The organism is Christiangramia pacifica (assembly GCF_057221535.1).
Genome location: NZ_CM170146.1, coordinates 2109078 through 2133544, shown reverse-complemented (window position 1 = coordinate 2133544; position 24467 = coordinate 2109078). Strand labels below are relative to the sequence as shown.

Annotated in this window: 23 protein-coding genes; 16 read left to right on the top strand and 7 right to left on the bottom strand. The window is 37.7% G+C overall.

Annotated features, from left to right (window positions below):
* Positions 1–23 precede the first annotated feature (23 nt).
* On the top strand, positions 24–1103 hold the full coding sequence (locus AC2S94_RS09970; protein WP_484628453.1) for a sensor histidine kinase: 1080 nt from the start codon (positions 24–26) through the stop codon (positions 1101–1103).
* On the top strand, positions 1093–1806 hold the full coding sequence (locus AC2S94_RS09965; RefSeq protein WP_484628452.1) for a LytR/AlgR family response regulator transcription factor: 714 nt from the start codon (positions 1093–1095) through the stop codon (positions 1804–1806). The genes AC2S94_RS09970 and AC2S94_RS09965 overlap by 11 nt, the downstream gene beginning before the upstream one ends.
* Position 1807: 1 nt before the next feature.
* Here the strand turns inward: AC2S94_RS09965 and AC2S94_RS09960 are convergent, their stop codons facing one another.
* The 3 genes from AC2S94_RS09960 to AC2S94_RS09950 form a co-directional block, all read right to left on the bottom strand.
* Complete coding sequence (locus AC2S94_RS09960; RefSeq protein ID WP_484628451.1) at positions 1808–4000, bottom strand: S41 family peptidase; 2193 nt, start codon at positions 3998–4000, stop codon at positions 1808–1810.
* 98 nt (positions 4001–4098) lie between these two features.
* Positions 4099–5502 (bottom strand): dihydrolipoyl dehydrogenase, encoded by a 1404-nt coding sequence (lpdA, locus tag AC2S94_RS09955; RefSeq protein ID WP_484628450.1) that lies wholly within the window; start codon positions 5500–5502, stop codon positions 4099–4101.
* Between the two features lie 98 nt (positions 5503–5600).
* Positions 5601–6059: an Lrp/AsnC family transcriptional regulator gene (locus tag AC2S94_RS09950; protein WP_484628449.1), complete on the bottom strand. Its 459-nt coding sequence runs from the start codon at positions 6057–6059 to the stop codon at positions 5601–5603.
* A 158-nt stretch (positions 6060–6217) separates the two neighbouring features.
* Between AC2S94_RS09950 and AC2S94_RS09945 the strand changes: the two genes are divergently transcribed.
* The 11 genes from AC2S94_RS09945 to ribB all read left to right on the top strand — a co-directional run bounded on the left by AC2S94_RS09945 (position 6218) and on the right by ribB (position 17267).
* Entirely contained in the window at positions 6218–7432 is a 1215-nt protein-coding gene (locus AC2S94_RS09945; protein WP_484628448.1) for an aminotransferase class I/II-fold pyridoxal phosphate-dependent enzyme, read from the top strand.
* A gap of 160 nt (positions 7433–7592) precedes the next feature.
* Positions 7593–9065 (top strand): Na+/H+ antiporter NhaC, encoded by a 1473-nt coding sequence (nhaC, locus tag AC2S94_RS09940; protein ID WP_484628447.1) that lies wholly within the window; start codon positions 7593–7595, stop codon positions 9063–9065.
* A 202-nt stretch (positions 9066–9267) separates the two neighbouring features.
* Positions 9268–9906 carry a peroxiredoxin gene (locus tag AC2S94_RS09935; RefSeq protein ID WP_484628446.1) on the top strand — a complete coding sequence of 213 codons (639 nt, stop codon included), beginning with the start codon at positions 9268–9270 and terminating at the stop codon, positions 9904–9906.
* Between the two features lie 40 nt (positions 9907–9946).
* On the top strand, positions 9947–10261 hold the full coding sequence (locus tag AC2S94_RS09930) for a thioredoxin family protein (RefSeq protein WP_484628445.1): 315 nt from the start codon (positions 9947–9949) through the stop codon (positions 10259–10261).
* The gene (locus AC2S94_RS09925) at positions 10242–10490 is read left to right on the top strand and encodes a DUF6952 family protein (RefSeq protein ID WP_484628444.1); all 249 of its coding nucleotides are present in this window, start codon (positions 10242–10244) and stop codon (positions 10488–10490) included. The genes AC2S94_RS09930 and AC2S94_RS09925 overlap by 20 nt, the downstream gene beginning before the upstream one ends.
* Before the next feature lie 125 nt (positions 10491–10615).
* The gene (gene tpx, locus AC2S94_RS09920) at positions 10616–11116 is read left to right on the top strand and encodes a thiol peroxidase (RefSeq protein WP_484628443.1); all 501 of its coding nucleotides are present in this window, start codon (positions 10616–10618) and stop codon (positions 11114–11116) included.
* On the top strand, positions 11116–11478 hold the full coding sequence (locus AC2S94_RS09915) for a diacylglycerol kinase family protein (protein ID WP_484628442.1): 363 nt from the start codon (positions 11116–11118) through the stop codon (positions 11476–11478). Before tpx ends, AC2S94_RS09915 begins: the two co-directional genes overlap by 1 nt.
* A 134-nt stretch (positions 11479–11612) precedes the next feature.
* Complete coding sequence (locus AC2S94_RS09910; RefSeq protein WP_484628441.1) at positions 11613–13988, top strand: DNA translocase FtsK 4TM domain-containing protein; 2376 nt, start codon at positions 11613–11615, stop codon at positions 13986–13988.
* A 9-nt stretch (positions 13989–13997) separates the two neighbouring features.
* Entirely contained in the window at positions 13998–14639 is a 642-nt protein-coding gene (gene lolA1 / locus AC2S94_RS09905; protein WP_484628440.1) for an outer membrane lipoprotein periplasmic chaperone LolA1, read from the top strand.
* 1 nt (position 14640) lies between these two features.
* Positions 14641–16089: an LptF/LptG family permease gene (locus AC2S94_RS09900; RefSeq protein WP_484628439.1), complete on the top strand. Its 1449-nt coding sequence runs from the start codon at positions 14641–14643 to the stop codon at positions 16087–16089.
* Between the two features lie 29 nt (positions 16090–16118).
* Positions 16119–17267: a 3,4-dihydroxy-2-butanone-4-phosphate synthase gene (gene ribB / locus AC2S94_RS09895; RefSeq protein WP_484628438.1), complete on the top strand. Its 1149-nt coding sequence runs from the start codon at positions 16119–16121 to the stop codon at positions 17265–17267.
* On the opposite strand, the gene AC2S94_RS09890 is transcribed toward ribB, so the two are convergent.
* Positions 17264–17896, bottom strand: a complete 633-nt coding sequence (locus AC2S94_RS09890; protein ID WP_484628437.1) for an NAD(P)H-dependent oxidoreductase — start codon at positions 17894–17896, stop codon at positions 17264–17266. The genes ribB and AC2S94_RS09890 overlap by 4 nt on opposite strands.
* Before the next feature lie 127 nt (positions 17897–18023).
* Between AC2S94_RS09890 and AC2S94_RS09885 the strand changes: the two genes are divergently transcribed.
* A complete protein-coding gene (locus AC2S94_RS09885; RefSeq protein WP_484628436.1) occupies positions 18024–18656 on the top strand; it encodes a SanA/YdcF family protein in 633 nt (210 codons plus the stop codon).
* 60 nt (positions 18657–18716) lie between these two features.
* On the top strand, positions 18717–19073 hold the full coding sequence (locus tag AC2S94_RS09880; protein WP_484628435.1) for a phage holin family protein: 357 nt from the start codon (positions 18717–18719) through the stop codon (positions 19071–19073).
* A gap of 8 nt (positions 19074–19081) precedes the next feature.
* Here AC2S94_RS09880 and AC2S94_RS09875 read toward each other — a convergent pair whose 3' ends face one another.
* Both AC2S94_RS09875 and AC2S94_RS09870 read right to left on the bottom strand, forming a co-directional pair.
* Complete coding sequence (locus AC2S94_RS09875) at positions 19082–20203, bottom strand: PepSY-associated TM helix domain-containing protein (RefSeq protein ID WP_484628434.1); 1122 nt, start codon at positions 20201–20203, stop codon at positions 19082–19084.
* Positions 20204–20254: 51 nt separating this feature from the next.
* A complete protein-coding gene (locus AC2S94_RS09870) occupies positions 20255–22693 on the bottom strand; it encodes a TonB-dependent receptor domain-containing protein (protein WP_484628433.1) in 2439 nt (812 codons plus the stop codon).
* Positions 22694–22923: 230 nt separating this feature from the next.
* On the opposite strand from AC2S94_RS09870, the gene AC2S94_RS09865 reads away from it, so the two are divergent.
* Positions 22924–23715, top strand: coding sequence for an HAD family hydrolase (locus AC2S94_RS09865; protein WP_484628432.1), 792 nt, complete (start codon positions 22924–22926; stop codon positions 23713–23715).
* Here the strand turns inward: AC2S94_RS09865 and AC2S94_RS09860 are convergent.
* Positions 23712–24467: a hypothetical protein gene (locus tag AC2S94_RS09860; RefSeq protein ID WP_484628431.1), complete on the bottom strand. Its 756-nt coding sequence runs from the start codon at positions 24465–24467 to the stop codon at positions 23712–23714. The two genes, AC2S94_RS09865 and AC2S94_RS09860, sit on opposite strands and share 4 nt — an antisense overlap.

The window sequence follows — 24467 nt, the reverse complement described above, 5'->3', positions numbered from 1 at the left end:
TTATGTCACATTTTTAACTATTAATGAATATTGCTGGAGCATTTATCGCATTAGGAAAAAGAATACTACTCCATAGCCTCCTCTGGCTGGTAGTTCTTTTATTTTTCACATTTTTCTTCGGCTTTGAAGGAGCAGATTTTAAAACCGTAATAAGCTTTGCAATTTTTTTCCTGCCGGTTACCATGGCATCCACTTACGTTTTTATCTATAAATTGATTCCAGATTACCTTATTAAAAAGAAGTACCTCAAATTCAATTTATATTCCGTCGCCACATTTTTTATTTCACTCAGCTACATCAGCATATCCGCTTTTTACGGCATAATAATTAACCTAGGTTACGGTTATCAGGAGAATTTCCCACTAACCAAAAGTCTTATTTACATAATTATATGCGTATACCTGGTTGTGGCCATAGCTTCTGCTTTCAGTTTGCTGAAATATAATTATTCGGCAGCGGCCAAGAATGACGAACTAAAAAACAGGATCCTGGAAGCTCAGCTAAAACTGAAGGAACAAGAACTTCAGTATTTAAAAATGCAGATTCATCCGCACTTTCTTTTTAATAGCCTCAATACGATCTACGGATTAAGTTTGAGTAAAAGTCCGCTGGCTCCTGAAATGATCCTACAGCTTTCAAAATTGCTGGATTACATATTATATCAAACCAGGAAACCATTGGTTAAATTAAATGAAGAGATTGAGCATATTCGGAATTATATCGACCTGGAAAAAAAACGCTTTAGAGAAGACCTGGAAATTAATTTTCATTCTGACCATATACCCGAAAATGTTCAGATCGCCCCAATGCTACTTCTTCCCTTTGTGGAAAATAGCTTTAAGCATGGAAAGGGTAACGATGGAAAATTGAAAATTACGATTGAATTAAGCCTGGATGATGAAATTATGGATTTCAGGATAATTAATTCCTTAGGTGATAAAACGGAAAAATCTGATGGAGAAGGAATCGGACTGGAAAATATTCAAAGAAGATTACAAATTCTATACGAGAATGAACATAAATTGAAAGTTGAAGATGATAAGGATAATTTTCGTGTTTCACTTAATTTGAACCTCGCTAAAAATCAGGTAAATGTTAGATAAGATTCGATGTATCATTGTTGATGACGAACCGGTTGCTTTAGATATTCTCGAAAATCACATTTCAAGGATCGATAAGATCGAAATTATTGGTCGCTGTAAAAATGCTACAGAAGCATTTAATATGATCAATGCGAATAAGACAGATCTTATCTTCCTGGACATAAACATGCCCGGTATTTCAGGAATTTCATTTGCGAAGTCTATCAATAAGAATATCAAGATCATATTTACTACCGCATATAGAGAATACGCCATAGAGGGTTTTGATCTGCACGCGGTAGATTACCTTTTAAAACCTATTTCTTTTGAACGCTTACTGGATGCGGTTAATAATTTTCAGGAAATACATGTCCATCAAAGTCTGCCTGAACTTAAAACTGATGAAATTTCAGATTTCATTTTTGTGAAGATCGACCGGAAAATGCACAAAATCGATTTTTCAAAAATCCTCTGGATCGAGAGCCTAAGCGATTACCTTAAAATTGAAACTTCTGATGGCACGAAAGTCACGAGAGAGACCATTTCATCTATAGAAACAAAGCTTCCTCAATCAAAATTCTTAAGGATTCACCGCTCTTTTATTATCGCCATAGATAAGATAGAATCCTATTCAAATGAAGAAGTGATCATTCAGAATAAATCGCTACCAATAAGCAGAACCTATAAAGATCAGGTGATCCAAACGCTGGGAAAATTTCAATAAACTATTTTGTATCTACAGAAGAGGTTTTAATAACCTCGATCGCTTTCTCCAGTAATTCGTCCGTTCCCTCTCTAAATCCAGCAATAGTCGGTTTTATTTCAATGTCGGGCACGATACCTATTCTTTGAGTTTCAGTTCCATCCGGATAATAGACACCTATACCTGAAATCATGGTCTTAATTCCTCCCGGTATATTTATACGGGAAACATTTCCATCAGCTCCGGCAGTCTGACTTCCAATTACCACAGCTTCTGGCGCCACTCTCAAAGCCATGGTGGTATATTCCGCGTTACTTTGAGTCTCTTCATTTATAAGAATGGTCAATTTTCCGTCATAAGCATTCTTAATAAGAGAACCTACTTTTGAACCATTACGAAACTCAAAATACCCCGGATCTTCCAGAGATGTGTTAGTGAATTTTACAAAGTCGGTTGGCTGGGGAACAACTTTGTTTCCCATACTGAAAACTATAAAATCTGAAGGGTAACAACGCATATCAACCACAATACCTTTCGTATCTTCGAACTTTTTCAGAATATCTTTTATTTCACCTCTTTTCAGCGATTCCGGGTAGATATAACCAATATCATTTTCAATATACTTATGGCTTGGAATGATCTTTTCTGAATCATCCCATTTTTCTACTGAAACTACCTTTTCAGTATAAGAACCGCTTTTATTCTGAAGGGTTAGTTCCAGGCTGTCCTGGTTAGTCCATAAAAGTTTCCTGGCCATATCCCTCAACTTCGTAGGATAATTTGAAGCCGGGTAGTATTTCAGGTTATTCTCGATGATCTCTTTTATGGGTTTGTTATCAATATGAGTGATAACATCTCCAGTTTGAATATTTTGACCTGCAGAATCACCAACTTTGATTACTACAGGCATCTCTTCTATAAATTGAACCTTGACAGGTAATCTTCTGCTACCGAAAAACTCATTTAAGGCCTCATCATAATACCACATATTGGCATGGGTGTCACTTACTTCTTCAATTAACTGAAGCATATTGAGTTTATAGTCCAGCTCCGTATTATTTTCAACAAAGCGTGGAATATATTCCCTTAGTACCGTCTCCCAGTCTTTATCTGTAAGGTGATTATTCGGATTAAAATATTCCATCATGTTCCAGTAACGGTAAAGTGCCAGCAGCTTTATTCCGGTATCATCCCATTCCATTTTCGGATAACTAAGTTCATTTGTGAACCGAGGGTTACGAACCCCACTATTGATCCCAACGTAATAATGTTCATTTTCTCTCTTGGACGTGAGTATTTCTTTCAACTCTTTAGAAAGGTCCTCGCTCAGAAATTCTGTATCATAGATCCAGCCATAATCTGGACATAGCTCCACTTCATCATTTTCTGGTAATTCATGCACATTAAAATCAACATCACCAAGTGAACTGATCCAATTTGCTAACTCAAGATCAAAATTTTCAGAATTTAGTTTTGGCAGAATCCTGAAAAGTTCATTGTCCCAATTAATATTTCCTTTGGCAATTTCAGGATGGTGATATTTTACGAAACCCCATACCTTTCCTAATTTGTATAATCGATCTACCTGCGAATCGCTGAGATCATTAATTTTAAAATTTGAATTATTGGCAAAACTTGAATCTATCTGCGCAGGTTTTAATTCAAACTCTACCTCTTCTATTTCCTGAACATCCTTGTTACCGTTTACTTTTAGTTTAAGATCATCAAACCATGCTGTACCATTCCCAGAGAGAATACCACCAACATAGATAGTCTTTGCATTTTCCGGAAACCGAACAAACACTTTATACTTTTCCCAATCATTAGTACCGGAAAGTTGTTGTCTTTGCATGTTATTAAAAGCAAGGGAGCCGGCAAGGCCATCCACCCTTATCAACAAACCTGCGAAACCATTGGTTACATTTTCAGTTTTTATATAGCCTTCAAGCTTCAACGTTCTACCTTTATATCTGGCTGGAATTTTATAAGCAATACTTCCAAAGCTACCGCCATGCTCACCTGAAGATATTTTTGCGGCATATTTTCCTGAATAATCATTTATAGAGTCTTTATCTATCTGATAATCTCCCCAAACAAACCAGTCATCAGGAAGCTCTTCTCCTTTAAAGTTTTGATCAAAATTTAAATTAAACTTCTCATTTTGAGCATAAATAGTTGTCGAGAATAATAGGAATAACAGTAGAAGATTCTTCATGTATAACTTGATGAAGGTTAGTAAAAAAGTGCTGCAATAAAACAAAAAACCCGGACAATATAACGTCCGGGTCTAAAATATATTTTATGCTATTTCTATTAAATATGCAAAGCTCTATTTTCTGTTGCTGCTAATGCAGCTTCTTTCACTGCTTCAGCATAAGTTGGGTGAGCATGAGACATTCTAGCGATATCCTCAGCAGAAGCTCTAAATTCCATTGCCGTAACCGCTTCAGCAATAAGATCTGCTGTTCTGGCTCCGATCATATGAACACCAAGAACCTCATCGGTCTTTTCATCAGCAAGGATCTTCACCAATCCGTCTATATCTCCACTAGCTCTGGAACGACCTAAAGCACGCATTGGGAATTTACCTTCTTTGTACTTTACCCCCATTTCCTTCAATTGCTCTTCAGTCTTTCCAACGGAAGCAACCTCAGGCCATGTGTAAACCACTCCAGGTATAAGGTTATAATCGATGTGAGGTTTCTGACCAGCCATCAATTCAGCAACCATAGAACCCTCTTCTTCTGCTTTATGAGCAAGCATCGCACCACGAACCACATCACCGATCGCGTAAATATTATCTACATTCGTTTGAAGGTGATCGTTGACTTTCACTCTACCTTTATCATCAAGCTCCACTCCTGCAGCCTCAGCATTCAATCCGTCTGTATAAGGACGTCGACCTACAGATACAAGACAGTAATCACCTTTAAGTTCGATCTCCTTATCTTTCTTGTCATCGGCTTTAATGATGATCTCATCTCCATTTCTCTCAACCGACTTCACTTTAGTGCTGGTATGGAATTTCACTCCCTGCTTTTTCAATACTTTCTGAAGTTCTTTCGAAAGTGCAGAATCCATAGTAGGGATAATTCTGTCAAGATATTCAACAACAGTAACCTCAGCACCAAGACGACGATAAACCTGACCAAGCTCTAATCCAATAACTCCACCACCAATTACAATCATGTGTTTTGGTACTTCTTTCAGCGTTAAAGCTTCCGTAGAAGTGATCACTCTTTCTTTATCCAGTTCAATGAACGGAAGGTTTGCCGGCTTGGATCCGGTAGCGATAATGGTTTTTTTCGCTTCGATAGTTTGAGTTTCACCATCTTTTTCGATGTTGATATGAGTTTTATCTTTAAAAGAACCAACTCCTTCGATCACATCGATCTTATTTTTATCCATCAGGAATTTCACTCCGTCGCAAGTCTGACTTACTACAGAAGATTTACGTTCCATCATTTTTTCTAGATTCAGCTTCACCTCTCCCGGAATTTCAATTCCGTGTTCTTCAAAATGCGCAATTGCATCATGATAATGGTGAGAAGAATCCAGTAATGCCTTACTTGGGATACAACCCACATTTAGACAGGTTCCACCAAGCGTGGAATATTTCTCTATGATTGCAGTTTTCATTCCCAGCTGGGCGCAACGAATGGCGGCTACATATCCACCGGGTCCTGATCCTATAACTGCAACATCATATGTACTCATAATTGTGTGTTTTTTTGTTTTCAAAAATCGATCGTAAAAGTACGACTATTCTCTACAATGACCAATGCAGAGCTATAGACATAATAAAATTTTAAGATTTATAGGTTGATCATCGTACTTTGCTTCACTTTATTGATCGTAAATATGCTTTTAGTGCTTCCTATATGATCCAAGGTAGTAAGTTTTGTAACTAAGAATTCGCGATAAGCATCCATATCCTTTATTAGCACTTTCAGCATATAATCAAAATCTCCACTTACATGCAAACATTCGATAACCTCCGGTAAACTGGTTACTTCCTTTTCAAATTTGGTTAGAAAATCCTTTTTATGCTGCAGCAATTTTATCTGGCAAAGCACCATAAATCCTTTTTCTACGCTTTCAGGATCGATGAGCGCTACATATTTTGAAATCACCCCTTCCCTTTCCAGTTTCCTTATTCGTTCGTAGATGGCGGTAACCGATAGGCCCAGATCATTTGCAATTTCCTTATTTGTTTTTTTACTATCCTGCTGAAGATGTTTCAGAATTCTCTTATCTAATTCATCGATTCTCATAAGCTTATAATTTTTCCAAAATAAACGGCAAATTCCTAATTAATAAGATTTTAATTCTGAAATATACTTATTTCGAAGATTTATTTTCTACATAAGATAAAAAATGTTGTTACCAAAATCTATAATTCTGAATTTTGATAGTATTAATCACTTTTATCATGAAATACAAACCGGCAGATCGCATTCAGGATCTACAATATTTTGGAGAATTTGGAGGAGTGAATCCTTCAATTTCAGACTCATCAACTTACACCTTCCTTTCCGCAAAAACGATGTTTGATACCTTCGAGGGAAATGCGGAAGGTTGCTACTTATATTCACGTCACTCCTCCCCTTCTAATTTATATTTAGGTGAAGCTTTAGCCGCGATGGAAGGAACTGAAACCGCTAATGTTGCCGCATCCGGAATGGGAGCGATTACTTCTGTTTTGATGCAATTATGTAATGCAGGAGACCATATTGTTTGCAGCAGAACTGTTTATGGAGGAACTTACGCTTTCCTGAAAAACTTCGCACCAAAATTCGGAATTGAAACCACCTTTGTAGATATCACCAAGCCTGAAAATATAGAAGCAGCGGTTCAAAAAAATACCAAAGTGATCTATTGCGAAAGCGTTAGCAACCCTTTACTGGAAATCGCAGATCTTCCGGTACTAGCAAGAATTTCAAAAGTTCATAGCCTTAAATTGGTTGTAGATAACACCTTTTCTCCGCTTTCAATCAGTCCACAGAAATTAGGCGCGGATGTGGTGATCCACAGTCTAACTAAATTCATAAATGGTAGCAGCGACACCGTTGGCGGCGTAGTTTGTGGAACCAAAGACTTTATAAATGAACTTAGAAACGTGAATGACGGGGCGGCAATGCTCTTAGGACCAACTATGGATAGCTTTAGAGCTGCTTCTATTCTAAAGAACCTAAGGACGCTGCATATTCGAATGAAGCAACACAGCCATAATGCAATGTTTCTTGCTCATAAATTTCAGGAAGATGGTTTCAAAACCGTGTATCCTGGATTAGAATCTCATCCCGGTCATGAAACTTTCAAAAAGATGATGAACGAATCATATGGTTTTGGCGGAATGTTAACCATTGACGTTGGTTCTCTGGATAAAGCTAATGAGCTCATGGAACTAATGCAGGAGAAAAATCTTGGTTACCTGGCTGTAAGTTTAGGCTTCTATAAAACGCTTTTCAGCGCGCCGGGAACCTCTACTTCTTCTGAAATCCCAATGGAAGAACAGGCTGCGATGGGATTAAGTGATGGGCTTATTCGTTTCTCCATAGGCTTGGATAATGATATTGCACGAACTTATGAAATGATGAAAGAATGTATGATTCAAGTTGGGGTTTTAGATACTGAAATGGTTTAAAATTTTGCAGGATTAAGCCGAAAGTCGTAAAATTACGATCAGAAAAAAAATGATCAATATTAACGACTGGTTTTAAAATGACAAGCCTCACGGTAATTCTGAAGATATTCAGGAATACTGTGAGGCTTTATTTTTACCATATCTAAAGTACTTAAGCTTAATGGAAAACTCTACTGCTAATCATTCTAATGAACCTATCATTGAGAACAAAGAGCTTAATATCTGGGAGGCATTAATTCCTGTTTTTGCACTTATCGCCATGCTGGCTTTCAATGTTTTTGTTTTTGGAGATGATGCCTTGAGTGGTTCCAACCAGTTTATTTTACTATTAGGAGGTGCGGTAGCCGCGATTGTAGGATACTTTAATAAGATCAAATTTGATACAATGATCGATGAAGTCGCTGGTAATATTCAAAGTACCGCCGGTGCTATTTTGATCTTATTAATGGTTGGTGCCCTTGCCGGTACCTGGCTTATTAGCGGAATCATTCCCACGATGATCTATTACGGACTTCAAATCTTGAATCCGACTATATTCCTTGCAGCTTGTGTAATCATATGCTCGGTAATTTCTCTGGCTACTGGAAGCAGCTGGACCACTTCAGCAACCGTTGGTATTGCTCTTATAGGGATTGCAGATGCTTTAGGAATATCATTAGGAATGACTGCAGGTGCTATCCTTTCCGGAGCTTATTTCGGAGATAAAATGTCACCATTAAGTGATACGACCAACCTCGCACCCGCAATGGCAGGAACAGATCTTTTCACCCATATTAGATACATGGCTCTTACTACAGTGCCGACGATCACAATAACTATCATAGCATTTATCATTATTGGGTTGAATCTCGACACTAGTGGTTCAACAGATACAAGCGCCATCCTGAATTCAATCGACACTGCTTTTAATATAAGTCCGTGGTTATTTGTGGTTCCGGTATTGGTTATTGTATTGATCGTTAGAAAAACCTCACCTTTAATCGCTCTTCTCATCGGAACATTGTTAGGAGCAATAGCAGCTTTGATCGCCCAACCGGATGTGGTTCTGGCCGTAAGCGGAATGGATAATCTGAATTTTATTAGCGGATATAAAGGAATCATGAATGCCATTACGGTAGATACAGCAGTAGAAACCGATTCTGAAGCTCTAAACGACCTATTTGCTTCCAGCGGAATGGCAGGTATGCTGGGAACCATTTGGCTAATCCTTTGTGCAATGGTTTTTGGTGGAATTATGGAAGCAATCGGTGCTTTATCCAGAATTAGTAAAGCTTTGCTTAATATGTTTCATACTACTTTCGGATTGTTCGCAAGTACAGTGTTTAGCTGCTTAGCATTAAATGTAACTGCATCAGACCAATACTTAGCGATCGTTGTTCCCGGTAAAATGTTTGCTAAAGCATACAAGGACAAAGGTCTTGCTCCAGAAAATCTAAGCCGAAGCCTGGAAGATTCAGGAACGGTTACTTCAGTATTGGTTCCATGGAACACTTGCGGGGCTTATCATAGTGGTGTTTTGGGTGTCCCTGTACTTTCTTATGCGGGATATGCCTTCTTTAATTACCTGAGTCCCTTCATGACCTTGTTATTCGCGGCAGTTGGCATAAAAATTAAAATGCTTACCGAAAAATAATTCTTACAACAAATACAATAATTGCCATAATTATCTGATAATTTGACAATTATAGACACTAGCTATTGACAATATCTTAGTCGATAGACAAACCCTATTAACCAATAAAATTTTAAAATTTTTCTGGCTTTCAAAAGCGCTTTTACATGCTAAATTTGCGGTGTAGAAAAAAGAAATAGTTTAATTAAAAACAAGATATAATATGGCTTTAGTAGGAAAAAAATTTCCAAATCTTAGCGTAGATGCAATGAACGAAATGGGAGATACTTTCAAATTAAATGTGTTGGAAGAAGCTCAGAAAAACAATAAAAAAGTATTGCTTTTCTGGTACCCAAAAGATTTCACCTTTGTTTGCCCTACAGAACTACATGCTTTTCAAAATGCAATGGAAGAATTTGAAAAGAGAAATGTTATGGTGATCGGAGCATCTTGCGATACTCCAGAAGTTCATTTCGCATGGTTAAATACTCCAAAAGATAATGGTGGTATTGAAGGTGTAAAATACCCAATCCTTGCTGACTCTAACCGTAACCTAAGTTCAAGACTTGATATCCTTGATATCATGAGTGAAACTTATGATGACGAAACAGGAGCTATTACTTTAGAGGGTGACAATGTAACTTATAGAGCTACGTACCTAATTGATGAGGAAGGAACTGTATTCCATGAGGGTATTAACCATATGCCACTGGGAAGAAACGTAAACGAATTCCTTAGATTGATCGATGCTTATACTCATGTTCAGGAAAAAGGAGAAGTTTGTCCTGCAAACTGGGAAGAAGGAAAAGACGCGATGAATGCAGACCGCGAAGGAGTAGCATCTTACCTTAGCTTAAACTAAGAAGACGCGAAGCTTAAATTAAGAATCTAAAAAAATTGCTATGATTAAGGAATTAGATCAGGATAACTTAAGCGAAGTTGTTAAAAGTAATGACACTGTTGTGGTACAATACATGGCCGGATGGTGTGGAAACTGCAGATTGATGAAGCCAAAATTTAAAAAACTGGCCGAGGAAAACGAAAATGCGCAGTTTATTCTAGTAGATGCTGAAAAGTATCCGGAATCTAGAAAACTGGCTAAAGTTGACAATTTGCCAACCTTCGCAACATTTAAAAATGGAAGTTTTAAGAATCAGGTTCAGACAAATAAGTTTGACCAGTTAAAAAACTTAGTAGATGAAGTTACCAGTAATTAAACATTTACAGCGAAACAACGAAGAAATCAAACTTCAGCATACTATTGAAGTTCTAGAAAGTTTTACAGAGCATCGCTCTGTAACCGAAGAGCAAATGGATGTGGTTGGTGAATTGATCACGAATCTTTGTGGAGCTGTAGAAGTTCATAAAATGATACAGGATGGTATTCCGGAAAAGGATGCCGCAAATAATTTTGTAAAGAAAGTATTAGGTTCTATAGACCAGTAAAGTTTCATACAAATCTAACTATAAGGGCTGTTTTCGTTGGGAAACAGCCCTTGTTGTTTTATGATAATTTTAGTAATAACCGAAAGACATTCTTCTAAATTTATATTTCTAATATAAAAAACAGCATGGCAAAGATTGAACTTGGAGGAGAACGAGTTACTACCTACGGTAGCCTTCCCTCAATGGATGAAAAGGCTCCTCATTTTGAACTGATCAAATCAGATCTTTCAATCGGGACACTAGAAGAATTTAAAGGGAAAAGGGTAATCATGAATATTTTCCCGAGTATAGATACTGGTGTTTGTGCCACCTCTGTTCGTAATTTTAATCAAAAAGCTTCAGAATTGAAAAATACCGTAGTTTTGTGCATATCTCGGGATCTACCATTTGCACAGCAAAGGTTCGTAAGCGATGAAAAGCTGGAAAGGGTTACTAATCTTTCAGATTTCAGAGATAGAAATTTTGGTAAGGACTACGGAGTAGAAATGATAGATGGTGCTTTCGAAGGCCTCCTATCCCGGGCAGTTCTGGTTTTAGATGAAAATGGCCATGTGATACACTCACAGCAGGTTTCAAAAATTGAAGATGAACCAGACTATCTTGCTGCTCTGAAAACATTATTATAATGAAGAACAGTTTCCTCGGAAAAAGAATCAGAGGAGGAGGATATGCGATCAAGGGAGCCTGGCTTTTGCTAAAACATGAGCCAAGCATCCAGGTTCAGTTTGTAATTTCCATTCTTGTTTCCATAGCAGGTTGGTATTTTGGAATTTCCAGAACAGAATGGATGTTTCAGTTTTTTGCCATAGGCCTAGTTATGTCTACCGAAGGTTTAAATACAGCCATAGAAGCGATGGCCGACTTTGTTCATCCAGATTTTCATAATAAAATAGGGCATATCAAAGATGTCGCTGCGGGTGCAGTATTTATTTCAGCTATCGTCGCAATTATTATTGCTGTGTTTATTTACTATCCCTATTTCCAGTAATTTCCTAAAAGATCAAATAACTTTAATTATCAGGCAGATAGCCCGGTTTTTATCATACTTTTAAAATTGAAGTTTTTTTTCCTTATTTTGGAAAAGGCTAATTTGTATTTTTGCTGAAATCCTTTAACCTACGTATGGCTAAAAAGAAAGCTAAGACCAAGAAAACCGCCAAAAAATCACGTAATTTCTCCTTAAAGCTTAACCGGCAGCAGAAGGTGGTTCTCGGTAGTTTCCTAATGCTTTTTGGCCTGGCACTCATCGTTGCATTTATATCATTTCTTTTTAACTGGCAGGCAGATCAAAGTGTTTTGAATGAATTTGCCAATCGTGAAGTAGAAGCTAGAAACTGGCTAAGTAAATTTGGAGCAACGGTAAGTGACTTTTTTATATACCAGGGATTTGGTCTTGCTGCATTTTCAATCGCCTTTCTGATCTTGCTAAGCGGAATCTATCTTTTCTTCGGGTTTAACAGTGCAAACCTTCGAAAGTTCTGGTTCTGGGGAATTCTCGTCATGATATGGCTTTCGGTATTCTTTGGATTCTTCGCGGAAAAGAATGCGCTGCTAGGCGGTAGAATTGGATATGAAACCAACGATTTCATCCAGGATTATCTCGGTTTCTTCGGTACTGCACTACTAATGCTATTCCTATTTATTGCATATCTCGCCATCAGATTAAAAGTAACTCCGGAATTAATTGGAGGTTATTTTAAATCTGGGAAAAAAGAATTAAAAGATGCCATGCAAGAGCATCAATCGGATATTTCCGAAACAGAAGAGGAAAAAGATTGGAAGGATACCGTAGTAAAACCAAAGGTGGAGGAAGAAAAACCCAAAGAAGTAGATCTTTCAGAAGAGCAACCGGAAAAGAAGAAAGAATCAACACCTTCTCCGGCAATGGAAGTAACTCCTGCTCCGGAAGAAGATGTTTCTATGGAGGTGGAAGCTGCTCCCGAAGAGGAAGAAGATGACAATCTCAGTAAAAAGCTGGTAAAAGATTTCGGAGAATTTGACCCAACCCTGGAACTAAAGAATTACAAATACCCGACAATCGAGCTATTGAAGGATTATGGTGGATCCATTACCATAGACCAGGAAGAGCTTGAAGAAAATAAGAACCGAATTGTAGAAACTCTTAAAAACTACAAGATCGAGATCGCCCAGATCAAAGCTACAGTTGGTCCTACAGTTACACTTTACGAAATAGTTCCGGAAGCAGGTATACGAATCTCCAAGATCAAGAATTTGGAAGATGATATAGCTCTTTCTCTTTCAGCTTTGGGAATCAGGATCATTGCACCTATTCCGGGAAGGGGAACTATTGGTATTGAAGTACCTAACAAAAATGCGAGTATCGTTTCGATGCGTTCGGTGATCTCTTCAGCGAAATTCCAGAATGCAGAGATGGAATTACCCCTTGCCTTGGGTAAAACTATTTCTAATGAAACTTTCGTGGTAGATCTTGCCAAAATGCCGCATATGTTGATGGCGGGAGCAACAGGTCAGGGTAAATCTGTAGGATTGAACGCAATTCTTACTTCCCTACTCTACTGTAAACATCCTGCGGAAGTGAAATTCGTGCTGGTAGATCCAAAAAAGGTTGAACTTACGCTATTCAACAAAATTGAAAGACATTACCTGGCAAAACTTCCGGATACTGAAGATGCCATCATCACCGATAATACCAAGGTGATCAATACTCTGAATTCACTTTGTATAGAAATGGATAATCGTTACGACATGCTAAAAAATGCGATGTGTCGTAATATTAAAGAATATAATACCAAATTCAAGGCGCGAAAACTGAATCCTAATGATGGACATAAATTCCTGCCTTATATTGTACTTGTTGTAGATGAGTTCGCCGATCTTATCATGACTGCAGGAAAAGAAGTTGAAACTCCTATTGCGCGTCTGGCTCAACTTGCCCGTGCTATTGGTATTCATCTTATCATTGCAACCCAACGTCCGTCGGTTAATGTAATTACAGGTATCATAAAAGCTAACTTCCCAGCCAGGGTAGCTTTCAGGGTAACCTCAAAAATTGACTCCAGAACCATTCTCGACAACCAGGGCGCAGATCAGCTAATTGGTCGCGGTGATATGCTTTTCACACAGGGTAACGACCTGAAGAGACTTCAGTGTGCTTTCGTAGATACACCGGAGGTTGACAAGATCACAGAATTTATAGGATCCCAAAAAGCATATCCAGATGCACACCAGCTACCGGCTTATGAAAGCGAGGAAAGTGGCACAGGACTTGATATAGATGTGAGCGAGCGGGACAAGTTATTCCGAGAAGCCGCAGAAGTGATCGTGACGCACCAACAAGGTTCGGCATCATTGCTTCAGAGAAAATTAAAACTTGGCTATAACCGCGCAGGAAGAATAATAGATCAGCTAGAAGCCGCAGGCATTGTTGGTCCGTTTGAGGGAAGCAAGGCGAGACAGGTTTTAGTGACAGATCTTGCGGCTTTAGATCAACTTTTAAATGAAAAACCAGACAATTAAAAATTCAAAATGAAAAAATTAGTATTTATCCTGGCTGCAATCATGTCTATGAACATTCAGGCACAGAGCTCTCAAAAGGCAGAAAAATTACTTAATTCAGTTTCTTCAAAGGTGAAAGGCTATGAAAATATGGTAATTGAATTCAAATATGCTTTAGAGAACACTGCAGAAAATGTGAGTCAGGAAACACGAGGAGACGTGAGTATTCAGGGAGACAAATATGTTCTAAACCTTATGGGCACTACACAAATGTTTGATGGAAAGAAAATTTACACCATCATCCCTGAAGATGAGGAAATCAATATTTCAAATTACGTAGAAGAGGATAATAATAGTATTACGCCTTCAAAAATGTTCAGTTTCTATGAAGATGGTTATAATTACCAAATGGATATCACTCAGAATGTAAAAGGTCGTGAAATCCAGTATGTAAAATTAACTCCGAAAGATAGTAAAGCTGAGATCAAGAATATACTTCTGGGAATTGACAGCCAGACCAAGCATATTTATAATTTAATCCAGACCCAGGAAAATGGAACTAAGGTGACTATTACGGTAAAAAGTTTTAAAACAGACCAGCCTTTAGCCAAAAACCTGTTTACATTTAACGAAGATAGATACAGCGATTACTACATCAATAGATTAGATTAAATTGAAAATACTCGACCGGTACATACTAACCAGTTTTTTAAAAACTTTTTTTTCGGTCTTTATAATACTCATGTTCATCTTTGTACTCCAGACCATCTGGCTGTACATAGGTGAACTTGCTGGTAAAGACCTGGATGCAGAAGTAATCTTAAAATTCTTACTTTACTTTTCCCCTAAACTGGTACCGCTAGTATTACCGCTCACTATTTTACTTACTTCTATCATGACTTTCGGCTCCTTTGCTGAAAATTATGAATTTGCGGCAATGAAATCTTCCGGAATTTCGTTGGGTCGTGCAATGAGAAGCCTTACTGTATTTATCGTATTTATAAGCATGGTGGCTTTTTTCTTTGCGAATAATGTGATTCCCGCGGCAGAATTTAAATCGATCAACCTTCGAAAAAATATTGCCCAGCTTAAGCCAGCGATGGCGATTTCAGAAGGTACCTTTAATGATATTGGTACTTTTAATATAAAAGTTGAAGACAAATCAGGTGAGAATGACCAGTATTTAACCGATGTTATAATTCACCAGAAACAGCAGACCGGAGGAAATACTACAGTAATAAAGGCTAAGGAAGGCGAACTGGTTGGTAGTACAGATTCAGACGTACTCTCTCTTATTTTGAAAGAAGGTAACTATTACGATGAAATTAAACCTAGCGATTACGAGAAACGTAAGAATAAGCCTTTTACCAAGTCTTATTTTGATGAATATGTAATCAATATAGATCTTTCAGATTTCAATAATGTGAACCTGGAAGATGAGAGTTACAGTTCTACCCATGGAATGCTGAAGATCTCTGAACTTGATGAAAGTATCGATTCCTTTTCAGTTGCCTACAATAATAAAATGGCTGAATTTAAAGAATCCATGTACAATAGGACCGGATTAAAAACCATTAAACTGAATTATCAGCCTAAAGATACTATTGTTCCCTTTGAAGAAGGAGTTCTTTCCAATTACAACGTTTATGATGGCGCACAGATCGCGAATCTTGCTTTGGGCAGCGTTAATTCATCTCTAGCCCACCTAGGAATGAAAAAGCAGGAATTCAAGCGAAGTGTACAACAGGTTAATAAATTTGAGATTGCATTACATGAAAAATATGCATTGTCTATTGCCTGTATCGTTCTATTCTTTGTAGGCGCGCCCTTAGGAGCGATCATTAGAAAAGGTGGAATAGGATTACCCATTGTAGTGGCTATCTTGTTATTCCTTACTTATCACTTTATAGGTATTTTCGCCAAAAACTCAGCGGAAGATGGCAGTATCCCTGCCTTTATTGCTACCTGGCTTTCTACATTTATCATGCTGCCTTTAGGGATATACCTCACTTACAGAGCTACGACAGATCAGGGATTATTCGTATTTGATAATATCACGGAACCTATCAAAAAACTCTTCAAAAAAGCCGGGCTTTTCAAGGACAAAAGTAAAACAGAATAAATATCTTTGCAGCCATAAAATAAGATGTTATGGCTCAGGTGGAAAACAATCAATACTCAATAAAACTGGATACTATTCAGGAAGCTATTGATGATATTCGTGCCGGAAAGGTTATTATTGTCGTAGATGATATTGATCGCGAAAATGAAGGAGATTTTTTAGCTGCTGCTGAAAAGGTTACTCCTGAAATGATCAATTTCATGGCTACACATGGCCGCGGACTTATTTGCGCGCCTTTAACCGAAGCCAGATGCGATGAATTGAAGCTGGAAATGATGGTTGGTAATAATACCGACCCCATGGAAACTGCCTTCACCATCTCCGTAGACCTTCGAGGAAAAGGGGTAACTACTGGAATTTCAGCCGCAGATCGTGCGAAAACAGTTCAGGCATTGATAGATCCAGAAGTCAAGCCGCAGGATTTAAACAGACCTGGTCATATTTTTCCGCTTAAAGCCAAGGAAGGAGGTGTACTTAGACGAACGGGACACACAGAAGCAGCTATTGATTTTGCCAGATTAGCAGGATTTCAGCCAGCCGGTGTGATCGTAGAGATCATGAATGAGGATGGAACCATGGCCAGACTACCACAGCTTTTAGAGGTTGCGAAAAAATTTGATCTTAAAGTCGTTTCTATAGAAGATCTTGTTGCCTACAGAATGCAGCATGATTCACTAATTGAAAAAAAGGAAGATTTTGAACTGGAAACAAGGTTTGGAAAATTCAGATTAAGAGCTTACAAACAAACTACCAATTCACAGGTACACGTTGCATTGACCAAAGGTTCATGGAGGCCAAATGAAGAGATCATGGTTAGAGTGAATTCCACGTTGGTAAACAATGACATTCTTGGTACGCTTACAAATAATCCGGATAAAAAATTAGATGGAATGTTCAAGGCGATCAATGACGAGGGTCGCGGTGCTATTGTATTCATTAACCCGGCAAATCAATCTCCTAATTTATTGAACAGAATTTCTGAACTAAAAGAAAGTCAGAAAACTGGTGAGATGAAAGCGCCACCTGTAAAAATGGATAATAAGGATTTTGGAATAGGAGCTCAGATTTTACATGACCTTGAAATTCACAAGATCAGGTTATTATCAAATACCCAGCAAACAAAACGTGTGGGTATGATTGGCTACGGATTGGAAATTACGGAATACGTTTCTTATTAATCGATTTCTATAATCACCTCATCCAAAGGTCTACGCACCTTTTTAAATTTCGAGAACATATCATCTTCTGCCCTGTAACCTACCGGCAACACTAACACAGATCGCAGGTTTCTATCGTGAAGTTTTAAAAATTCGTCGTATTTCTCCGGTTCAAAACCTTCCATGGGGCAGGCATCTATTTCTTCTGTTGCACAAACCGTTAATAAGGTTCCCAAAGCTAAATAAGCCTGATTGATCGCCCATGATTCAATCTCCTCAACTTCTTTGGTTTTGAAATCGTCAATCAGAAAATCATGAAATGGTTTAAGGATCTCTTCCGGAGTTTCTCTTACATTCTTAACCCTTTTGAAGTAGTTTTTTATAAAATTCTCATCCACTTTATTTTCGATACAAATTACCAGAACATGTGAAGCTGTATCTACCTGCTGTTGGTTAAATGAAAACTCTTTCAGCTGTTTCTGAACGTCCTTATTAGAAACGATCAGCATTTTTAAAGGCTGAAGACCATAAGAAGTGGCGGTTAGATTAAAAGCCTGTTTCAGGACCTTAACCTTTTCTTCAGATAAGATTTTTTTATCGTCGAATTTTTTAGTGGCATAACGCCAATTCAAAGCTTTTATATTACTCATAACCAGTTAAAATAATATTTTACAAATGTACACAATGTATAAGGTAACACTGGCGTTAGCGCATAAATTAATCTGATACATACAATTATTATGGCTATCTTCGGTATTCAATTTTTCATCATCCTAAATGAAGCGGCTTAAAAAATTAATTCTCGCATCAGTAATTGGCCTGGTTCTCATCATTTTCGTAATCCTGGGAATAGAAGCGATATTCCAGCGCCAGACGGCAGGGCTTATTTATACCAATATGTCTAATGTTCCACCCGCCAGGACAGTAATCATTCTGGGAGCAAGCGTGCATGCCGATGGCAAATTGTCTCCTATTCTGAAAGACAGAGTTGATACTGCCATTAAATTGTATGAGAGCGATAAAGTAAATAACTTCCTGGTTACGGGAGATCATCGTAGTGATAATTATAATGAAGTGGCTGCCATGGTTAGTTATCTTGAAAAGAATGGCATAGACAAAAGTCTTATTACTTCAGATCATGCAGGTTTAGACACTTATGACAGTATGTACAGGGCTGGAAAATTATTTGAAGTGGAAAGTGCTATTGTGGTTACCCAGAAATTTCATCTGCCCAGGGCTTTATTCATCGCTAAAAACCTTGGTTTAGATTATAGAGGTTTCGCCGCAGATCAGCGTGCCTATCAAACTGAATACAGATTAAAACAGCGAGAGAAATTGGCGAATCTAAAGGCTTTATGGGAAGTACTTTTGAAAAAAGAACCTCGAACTCTCGAAGCCAGACTGAATTAAAGCATATTTAAAATTTCATTTTTTGGTATATTAGACTACTAACTTTTAAAACCAGAAAATATGATTCAATGGATAATCCATATTCTTATTGATGCTGTAGTCTTATTAGTTGCAGCAAAATTCATTTCTAAAGTACATTTAAGCGGATTTAAATCTGCGATAATCGTCGCTCTTATTATTGGAGTTCTAAGCTTTTTATTAAGCTGGCTTTTAACCGCAATTCTGAATATCGCAACCCTCGGAATATTCTATTTTTTGGGACTGGGATTCGTAACCAGGGTAATTGCCTATGCAATCGTCATTGAGATTGCAGATAAAATTTCTTCCGATTTTAAAACGGAAGGATTCTGGCCTTCATTGTGGCTAGCCATTCTAATCGCTATTGTTGGCGGGATAGTAGACGCTATACTTTTCTAAATATATAATTACCGGGTGAGATGCTTCACCCGGTTTTTTCTTCCCCACCAGATGATAAATCCAGTCACTGGTAATGATGCGACAAACAAACTTAGGATAAAAGCAACGATCTTTCCAATCATCCCAAAATACTGACCCGTATGAATTCCATAACTCATCTCCTGTAATTTCAATCCGGTACTTTTAGAAGCGTAAGGCTGCTTTTGGAGTAATTCAGCTGTTTGCGGATGAAAATAATAATTGGATTGATGATCATAGTCCAGTGATTCAGTATAAGCTCCGGTAACTAACGGGTGATCCTCCCCTTCTGTCCAAACAAAATACATTTCATGATCAGGGGCAAGATCCATTGTTTCGTAAAAAGCTACGTCTACAGGATCTTTTGAGATACGCTCCTTTTTATCAATATTTTCAATATGATGATCGGTTTCTACATCTTCACCAAGATTACCGAGATAATAAATACTGTCGCTCACCCATTCATAAGAAAAGTACAATCCGGTTATTGCTACAATCACAGCAAGAATATGTAGGTAAAATCCGCTGATATTATGCAGGTCGTAGTTGAGTCTACGCCAACGGGCATCCCACTTTATTTTCAAACTTTTCTTTAGATTCTTCAGTTTCCTGGGCCACCAAAGGATGATTCCGGTGATTAGCATCAGTATGAAAATGATTGTTGAAATTCCCACTATCTGTCTGCCGATATCTTCAGGCAGAAGTAAGTACATATGCAAAGATTTTATGATCTCAAAAAAATCTGTGTTGAAATTCTGCGCATAGAGAAATTCACCGGTATAAGGATTCAGGTAATAATAATAAGGAGTTTCCTCATGCAGTCCGTAGACCGCCACCGGCCTGTTCTTACCAGAATAGATCACAAAATCATCTGAAGTTCCCGGATATTTTTCTTGAACCAAGCTTTTGATCCTGGATGGAGCCAGATATTCTGTAGACTGCTCTTCTACGAACCTATAGTCATAAATAGCGTCTTTTATCTCATCATGAAAAACATAGATACAACCGGTCAGGGCAACGATTAAAACAATCAAACCTGTTACCAAGCCTAACCAGAGATGAATCCTGCCCGCCCATTTCTTAAGTAAATTCTTTCTTTTCTTGTTTTTCATTATTGTAAAAAATGGAGATCGCCATTTCAGCGATCTCCGGCTAATTCAATTTTAAAATCTATAAGTAAGTGCGGCGGCAAAATTTCTTGGAGCCTGCGGATTTATGGTAGACCATCCGTTATAATAATCTTCGTTGGTTAGATTATTCAGTTTCAAATTGATGGAAAACTTATCTACATCATAGAAGATGGCGGCATTGAGAACCGTATATGAAGGCAGCGTAAAAATCCCAGCGGTGTTTCGATTAAAGATTAAATTCTCACTTGCATAATTCCCTCCAAAACCGAGTCCAAATCCTTCAGCAGGTCCTTCTGAAAATCTATAACTAGCCCATAGGTTTGCAAGAGTTTCGGGTCCGGCAGATTCAGGTCTTCTTCCAAGAAAATCATCGTTAGCAGCAGCATCAGTAACTTTACTATCATTATGACTGAATCCAGCAACAATATTAAATCCGTCAACAGGACTGGCAGTTAATCTCGCTTCAAATCCTCGGCTATACTGGGTTCCATCCTGTGTTACTTCAAAACCACTTCCCAGCACAATATTCTCGACCTGGATATCATAATAACTCAAAGTAGCGAATAACTTATCGTTGAAAAAGTTCAGTTTTGTTCCAATTTCAAATTGAGTAGCATGTTCAGGATCGAATATTATCCTTCTGGTTTCCCCGGTTTCCTGATTGATCGCTTCAGAAGGAGCCACATTACTGAAACCATCCATATAATTCGCAAAAATGGAAATTCTGTCCAAAATCGGCTGGTAAACCAATCCGAATTTTGGGGAAAGCGCCGTTTGGCTATTACTTTCATTTTCAAACTGATCTATACGAAGACTCGCCATCGCTGATAAAGCGGGAGTTATATTGAGAACATTAGACACATAGGCACTGTAAATATCTTCTTTTGTATTAGAATTGTTTCTGCTTACATCCTCCAGAAGTCCATCTACCGCTGCAGTAGATAAAACCCCGCTATCTCCATTAACTATGTAGTTTGCTTCATCGGTGATCCCGAATACACTTTCATTTACGTTCTGCAAGCTTGCATTTCCAATATACACGAGACCATTACCAATATATCCGGTTCCGTTATCTATTACTTCTCGCTGAAAGTAATCCAAACCAGCTACAACTCTATTCCGCATTCCGAAGAGTTCAAAATCTCCAATAAAATTCTGCTGAAGATCTGTAGTAAGCGTAGTAGAGTTCTGATTATTCATAAATCTCGATAGCACGATTCCTTCATCAAGATCTTCGTAGAATCGGGTAGATTCATATAAGTAAGAATAGTAACCTTTAGATTTGGCACTTCCGCGGGAAATTACGGTTTGTGAAGTCCAGTTATCTGAAATTTCATAATTCATCTGTCCCTGTAAACTAAAGCTAGGATTTCTCAGGATTAGATCATTACTCGTATAAGATCTGTTATTATCATAATCCAGCTCATCAATGTTGGTTACCGTAAGCGGAGCTCCTCGATCTGGGAACAACATAGTGGGATTTGTGCTTTCGCCGTCGTAAAATTCAGTATTGATAAGAAACGATAACCTATCATTCACTTTGTAACTTAAAGATGGAGCAACGAAAAGAGATTTTGAAAAACCTGCATCCTGAAATGAATTTTTAGTTTGGTAGGCGGTATTCAGTCGTAAGGCTACATCGCCGTCCTCATCCAATGGAGTATTAACATCGGCACTTACCCGATTAAGCCCGAAACTTCCCAATGTATAAGTCACATTCCCACCAAAATAATCATAAGGTCGCTTAGTGGTAATATTGATCAAACCTCCATAGGAAATAACGCTACTACCATACAAGGTTCCGGAAGGGCCTTTGATCACCTCAATATTCTCGATATTTGCGGGATCTGGACTTCCATTAGTTAGCGCAGGCAGACCGTTTACCAAAATCGGTTGAACAGGAAAGCCTCTTAAAGAATAATATCCTGCTCCATCTCCTCCTCTACCGGTAGATTCCCAGAGTTTTGTAATACCTGAACTATTTTTAAGAGCATCATCAAAACTGGTCACCACCTGTTCTGAAAGCAATTCTGCAGTGATATTATCATAAACCTGAGGGTTTTCTATATTCTTAAGCGGTAATTTAGAAACATAAACACTTTTATCACGATTAAATTTATTGGCATTTCCATTGGAATTGATCACCACTTCACCAAGTTGCTCCTGTGCGGTTTGAAGAACAATATTAGGTAATTGAGTTACCTCTCCAGATTTTATACTGATAGCAATTTCACCTGGCTTAAAACCGACGTATGTAATCCTGAGTAAATAATTTCCAACAGGAATATTTTGGATTTCAAAAGACCCGTCAGAAAATGTTTCAGTTCCTAATTTTGTTCCCTGAACTTCCACATTTGCCTCAGAAATTCCAATCTCTTTGGCATTTTGAACAGTCCCTATTAGACTTCCGGTATCCTGCGCAAAACCAACGTAACAGAAGAAGAAAAATATGAGTAGTAGCCTGCAATTCATTTTTAAATTTTATTTAGACTTATTATAAATAGAAATGCAAATCTAAAATCGAATAATCGAAAATAAAAGTCTATTTAGATTTATTTTAAATAAAACATTGAATAGAACTGTCTTTCAAACATTTATAATGCTCGGAATAAAATTTCCTTATACGGTGACTGCAAAATTTAATGCTGAATTAACCAATTACGAACCTCCTGTCCTTATTTTTGAAAATTCAAAATCTACCTATGATAAAGCTAATTGTAACCGATGTTGACGGAACCTTATTGAATGATAATCATGAAATTCATCCTGATTTCTGGGAAGTTGAAGAACAGTTGACCAAGAACGGAATCTTATTTTCCATCGCCAGTGGTCGTCAATTTTACAACCTTGAATCAAGATTTGAAAGAATAAAAGACAGGACCATGTTCTTCGCGGAAAATGGAACTTACGTTTCTCACAAAGGAAAAGAGTTGTACGTTAATCCCATTGAGCAAAATGCAGCGATCGAATTTATAGAACTTGGTAGAAAACTAGAGAATACAAATCTGGTTTTATGCGGAAAGGATTCGGCTTATATAGAAACCGAAGACAAAGATTTTCTTAATGAGATTTCTAAATTCTACGAAAGATTGAAAGTTGTGGATGATCTTACCAAAGTAGATGACACTTATTTAAAAGTAACCCTATGCAATTTTAACGGAGTTGAAGAAAATACATTTCCTCATTTCGCAAATTATACTGACAGATACAAAGTAGCTATTGCTGCAAAAGTATTTATTGATATTACCGCTCTAAACGCCAATAAAGGAAATGCTATAAAAGATATTCAAAAAGAGTTAAATATCACCCCGGAAGAAACTCTTGTTTTCGGTGATTATTTAAATGATCTGGAAATGATGAAAGTAGCTAAACATAGCTATGCCATGAAAAATGCACATCCAGAAATTATACAGGCCAGTAATTTTGTTACCACGCATGATAATAACAATAACGGAGTGCTGCGAACCATCGAATCACTTGGTTTACTCGCCTAATTCACGATGATATTAGTTTTATCTAACCCGGTATTTCCAGTGACAGGATCATAAGCATAGATCATCACTTCATACAATCCTTTTTCTAAATTGGTTGAAGCTTTGAATGTACTAGGCTTATCTTTTTGCTGAAGCGTAATCTCTTTAGAACTTCCGTCTTCACCTGTAATAATAGCCTTAACCTCATATTGCTCAGAATCCCAGATACCTTCGCTGGTCACAGGACAACCGCACATCATAACAATATTGGCCTTTAATTCAATCGAATTTTCTGCAGAAATTCTCTCGTGAGTCTGTGGACTCAAAATGTCTACCACAAAACCTGGAATTTCAAGAACAACTCCATCGCCTGTAATATCTTTCCCGGGAATAACCCAAAGTTGAGTGCTGGTTAAAACTTCTGCCTGTTTTTTATTCATAGGCGCGTAAGCTAATACAGTTATAAACTTTGGTTTTTCAATATTTAAGCTGGCATTGAATCCCGCAGTGCTGTCCTCAGAGAGATTTTCACCACGTTTCCAATCCTGTTTCATGATCTTATCGGTATTTCCAGTACTTCCAGAAGTAATACCTTCAGCAAGGATTTCTCCTGTTCTTGCATCTTTCACTAATATTTTTGCGCCACCGATAGAAGATCCAATGAACTTGGCGTCCTTAGCTTTAGCCCTGATCATAATGTTAGTAGTTTGAGCATATATTGCAGAACTACATATAAATAGAATAAAACAAATCAGGTATTTTTTTAGTCTCAT

Coding starts and splice junctions, on each gene's coding strand:
- AC2S94_RS09970 (WP_484628453.1), top strand. CDS start 24: ATGAATATTGCTGGAGCATTTATCGCATTAGGAAAAAGAATACTACTC.
- AC2S94_RS09965 (WP_484628452.1), top strand. CDS start 1,093: ATGTTAGATAAGATTCGATGTATCATTGTTGATGACGAACCGGTTGCT.
- AC2S94_RS09960 (WP_484628451.1), bottom strand. CDS start 4,000: ATGAAGAATCTTCTACTGTTATTCCTATTATTCTCGACAACTATTTAT.
- lpdA (WP_484628450.1), bottom strand. CDS start 5,502: ATGAGTACATATGATGTTGCAGTTATAGGATCAGGACCCGGTGGATAT.
- AC2S94_RS09950 (WP_484628449.1), bottom strand. CDS start 6,059: ATGAGAATCGATGAATTAGATAAGAGAATTCTGAAACATCTTCAGCAG.
- AC2S94_RS09945 (WP_484628448.1), top strand. CDS start 6,218: ATGAAATACAAACCGGCAGATCGCATTCAGGATCTACAATATTTTGGA.
- nhaC (WP_484628447.1), top strand. CDS start 7,593: ATGGAAAACTCTACTGCTAATCATTCTAATGAACCTATCATTGAGAAC.
- AC2S94_RS09935 (WP_484628446.1), top strand. CDS start 9,268: ATGGCTTTAGTAGGAAAAAAATTTCCAAATCTTAGCGTAGATGCAATG.
- AC2S94_RS09930 (WP_484628445.1), top strand. CDS start 9,947: ATGATTAAGGAATTAGATCAGGATAACTTAAGCGAAGTTGTTAAAAGT.
- AC2S94_RS09925 (WP_484628444.1), top strand. CDS start 10,242: ATGAAGTTACCAGTAATTAAACATTTACAGCGAAACAACGAAGAAATC.
- tpx (WP_484628443.1), top strand. CDS start 10,616: ATGGCAAAGATTGAACTTGGAGGAGAACGAGTTACTACCTACGGTAGC.
- AC2S94_RS09915 (WP_484628442.1), top strand. CDS start 11,116: ATGAAGAACAGTTTCCTCGGAAAAAGAATCAGAGGAGGAGGATATGCG.
- AC2S94_RS09910 (WP_484628441.1), top strand. CDS start 11,613: ATGGCTAAAAAGAAAGCTAAGACCAAGAAAACCGCCAAAAAATCACGT.
- lolA1 (WP_484628440.1), top strand. CDS start 13,998: ATGAAAAAATTAGTATTTATCCTGGCTGCAATCATGTCTATGAACATT.
- ribB (WP_484628438.1), top strand. CDS start 16,119: ATGGCTCAGGTGGAAAACAATCAATACTCAATAAAACTGGATACTATT.
- AC2S94_RS09890 (WP_484628437.1), bottom strand. CDS start 17,896: ATGAGTAATATAAAAGCTTTGAATTGGCGTTATGCCACTAAAAAATTC.
- AC2S94_RS09885 (WP_484628436.1), top strand. CDS start 18,024: ATGAAGCGGCTTAAAAAATTAATTCTCGCATCAGTAATTGGCCTGGTT.
- AC2S94_RS09880 (WP_484628435.1), top strand. CDS start 18,717: ATGATTCAATGGATAATCCATATTCTTATTGATGCTGTAGTCTTATTA.
- AC2S94_RS09875 (WP_484628434.1), bottom strand. CDS start 20,203: ATGAAAAACAAGAAAAGAAAGAATTTACTTAAGAAATGGGCGGGCAGG.
- AC2S94_RS09870 (WP_484628433.1), bottom strand. CDS start 22,693: ATGAATTGCAGGCTACTACTCATATTTTTCTTCTTCTGTTACGTTGGT.
- AC2S94_RS09865 (WP_484628432.1), top strand. CDS start 22,924: ATGATAAAGCTAATTGTAACCGATGTTGACGGAACCTTATTGAATGAT.
- AC2S94_RS09860 (WP_484628431.1), bottom strand. CDS start 24,467: ATGAGACTAAAAAAATACCTGATTTGTTTTATTCTATTTATATGTAGT.